This is a genomic window from Streptomyces sp. McG3, assembly GCF_018619185.1.
GTDB lineage: Bacteria > Actinomycetota > Actinomycetes > Streptomycetales > Streptomycetaceae > Streptomyces.
Window position 1 is genome coordinate 1 of sequence record NZ_JAAXYC010000515.1, and the last position, 3,021, is coordinate 3,021.

Genomic DNA, 3,021 nt, shown 5'->3' on the forward strand with positions numbered 1-3,021 from the left:
CCACCCACTACACCCCTCCGCCCCCGGGCCCGACCGCACCATCACCGTCATCGTCATCGCTGACACCATCACCGTCATCGCAGTACCGCATCACCCCGACCCGGATCCTGCGCTCGGAATGGCACAAGCTCCGTTCCCTGCGCTCCTCCTGGATCACTCTCATCTCCGCGGTCGTCATGGTCCTGGGCGTCGGCCTCATCATGGGCGGGACCTACACCTCCGACGGCGGGGACTCCGACGTCGACACGGTCGTCCTGACCCTGTACGGCAGCCTGCTCGGCCAGTTGTGCCTGATCGTCCTGGGCATCCTGATGACCGCCGGCGAGTACGCGACCGGGATGATCCGCTCCTCGCTCACCGCCGTACCCGCCCGGCTCCCCGTCCTGTGGGCCAAGGCCGCGGTGTTCACCGCCACCGTCTTCACGGTCATGTTCGCGACGGCCCTGGTCACGTTCGGGGTGGCCCAGGCCTTCCTCCACGACACCGACCAGGCCGCCTCGCTCACCGACCCGGGCATCCTGCGGGCCCTGGCGGGGAACGCGGCGGCGCTCACCCTGCTGGGCCTGCTCGCTCTCGGCCTCGGCGCACTGCTGCGCTCGGTGCCCGGCGCGATCGGCGCGTTCATCGGCGGGGTCATGATCCTGCCGGAGATCCTCGGGATGCTCCCGTACGACGCCGTGGAGCGCGCCATCATGTACTTTCCCACCCAGGCCGCCGGTGCCCTGGGCTCCGCCACCCCCATCCCGGGCACCATCTCCCCCGGCCCTGCCCTGCTCGCCCTGTCCCTGTGGGCGGGCACGACACTGGCCGCGGCGGCGCTGGCGCTCGACCGCCGCGACGTCTGACGCACAAGGAGCGACCAGGTGACGGACCACCCCCGGCCCGCCGGCACGCCCCAGGCGCCCGACGCCGCCCCAGCACCAGTCCCGCTCACCGGATCCGGCAGCACCGGCGACACGGCCCCCCTCACCCGGATCATCCGCGACGCCCTGGACCGCCTCCGCGCCTTCGACCGACGCCGGCCACGGGTCTGGGACGCCGCGGTGACGGGGTTCTGGGTCGTGGCGGCGGTGCTCGACTACACCTCCGGCGGCTGGCGGAACGTCGCACGCGACGACGTGACGGCGCCCGAGCCGCTGGTGCTCCTGATGAGCCTCTGCTTCTCGCTGCCGCTGCTGTGGCGCCGGACGCACCCCATGGCCGTACTGCTGCTGATGGCGCCGGCGTCCCTGGTGAACATCTGGACGGGCGCCGTGGTCCAGGCCGCGCTCCTCCAGCTGATCCCGGTGTTCCAGATCGTCCTGCGTTCCTCGTTCCGTACGGTCGGGGCCGCGGCCGCGCTGTTCGTGGCCCCGGTCCTGGCCGTCGGCGTCCGCATCCCGTCCGCCTGGGGCCAGGAAGTGGTCTCGTACGTCTGGGGCCTGGTCTTCGTCGTCCTGCTGGGGATCGCGGTACGCACCCGTCGCGAGTACACGGAGGCCCTGGTCGAGCGCGCCCACCGGCTGGAACACGAACGCGACCAGCAGGCCCGGCTCGCCGCCGCCGCCGAACGCACCCGCATCGCGCGGGAGATGCACGACATCATCGGTCACAACCTGTCCGTCATCACCGGCCTGGCGGACGGCGGCGCGTACGCGGCCCGGAAGAACCCGGAACGCGCGGGCCAGGCGCTGGAAGCCATCGGCGCCACCAGCAGGCAGGCCCTGTCCGAGCTGCGCCGTCTCCTGGGCGTGCTGCGCGACGACCAGTCCGAGGCCGAACGCACCCCGCAGCCGACGCTCGACGAACTGGCCCCCCTCATCGAGCGCGTACGCCGGGCGGGCCTGCCGGTCCACCTGGAGCTCCACGGCGAACCCCGCGCGCAGGCGCTCACCCCGGGCCGCCAACTCACCGTGTACCGGGTGGTCCAGGAAGCCCTGACCAACACCCTCAAGCACGCCACCCGGCCCACGTCCGCGACGATCACGCTCACCTACTCGCGCACCCACCTCGACGCCCGCATCACCGATACCGGCACCGGAGCCGGCACGACCGTGGACGCGAAGGAAACCGCACTGCCGGCCCAGGGCATCATGGGCATGCGCGAACGCGCCGCGCTGTACGACGGCACCGTCGAGGCCGGCCCGCTGCCGAACCACGCCGGATGGCAGATACGGCTCCGCCTTCCCCTGGAGGACACGCACCCGTGACGACCGTACTCATCGCCGACGACCAGCCCATGCAGCGCTTCGGCTTCCGCATGCTCCTGGAGAGCCAGGACGACATGACGGTCGTCGGCGAGGCGGGCACCGGCACGGAGGCCGTCGGCCTGGTCGCCCGCCACCACCCGGACGTCGTGCTGATGGACATCCGCATGCCGGGCCTGGACGGCATCGAGGCGACCCGGCGCATCATCACGTCGGGAGCCAGGACCCGCATCCTGATCGTCACGACGTTCGACCTGGACGAGTACGCCTACGACGGTCTGCGTGCCGGAGCCAGCGGCTTCCTGGTCAAGGACGCCCTGCCCGAGGAGCTCCTCGCCGGTATCCGAGCGGTGGCCGCGGGCGACGCGGTGGTCGCCCCGACCCTGACGCGCCGCCTCCTCGACGCCTACGTCCACCACCTCCCGGCCACACCCGGCGCACCGGCCGCAGCGGACCCGCGCATCACCGCGCTGACGGAACGGGAACGGGAGATCCTCACCGTGATCGGCCAGGGCTGGTCCAACACGGAGATCGCCACCCGCCTCCACCTCGCCGAGTCCACGGTGAAGACGCACGTGACCCGCATCCTCGCCAAAACCGGCGCGAGGGACCGCGTCCAGGCGGTCATCCTGGCCTACGACACCCGCCTCGTCACCCCGATGTAGGCGGTGCGTGGACGGTACGGAAACACCCCGCTCAAAGGTCCTGGAACGCAGAAAAGCCCCGCACCAAAAGGTGCGGGGCTTTCCCGGAAAAATTGTTCGGCGGCGTCCTACTCTCCCACAGGGTCCCCCCTGCAGTACCATCGGCGCTGAAAGGCTTAGCTTCCGGGTTC

Annotated in this window: 3 protein-coding genes and 1 rRNA gene; 3 read left to right on the top strand and 1 reads right to left on the bottom strand. The window is 71.5% G+C overall.

The window, feature by feature from the left end:
• The first annotated feature begins 59 nt into the window (after positions 1-59).
• Genes HET64_RS37895 through HET64_RS37905 form a run of 3 tightly spaced genes read left to right on the top strand, consistent with a single transcriptional unit; the run spans position 60 to position 2,851 of the window.
• Positions 60-845, top strand: coding sequence for an ABC transporter permease (locus HET64_RS37895; RefSeq protein ID WP_215111765.1), 786 nt, complete (start codon positions 60-62; stop codon positions 843-845).
• Between the two features lie 18 nt (positions 846-863).
• Positions 864-2,189 (top strand): histidine kinase, encoded by a 1,326-nt coding sequence (locus HET64_RS37900; RefSeq protein ID WP_215111763.1) that lies wholly within the window; start codon positions 864-866, stop codon positions 2,187-2,189.
• Positions 2,186-2,851: a response regulator transcription factor gene (locus tag HET64_RS37905; protein WP_215111764.1), complete on the top strand. Its 666-nt coding sequence runs from the start codon at positions 2,186-2,188 to the stop codon at positions 2,849-2,851. The genes HET64_RS37900 and HET64_RS37905 overlap by 4 nt, the downstream gene beginning before the upstream one ends.
• Before the next feature lie 94 nt (positions 2,852-2,945).
• Here HET64_RS37905 and rrf read toward each other — a convergent pair.
• Positions 2,946-3,021, bottom strand: a 5S ribosomal RNA gene (rrf, locus tag HET64_RS37910); the annotation flags it as partial.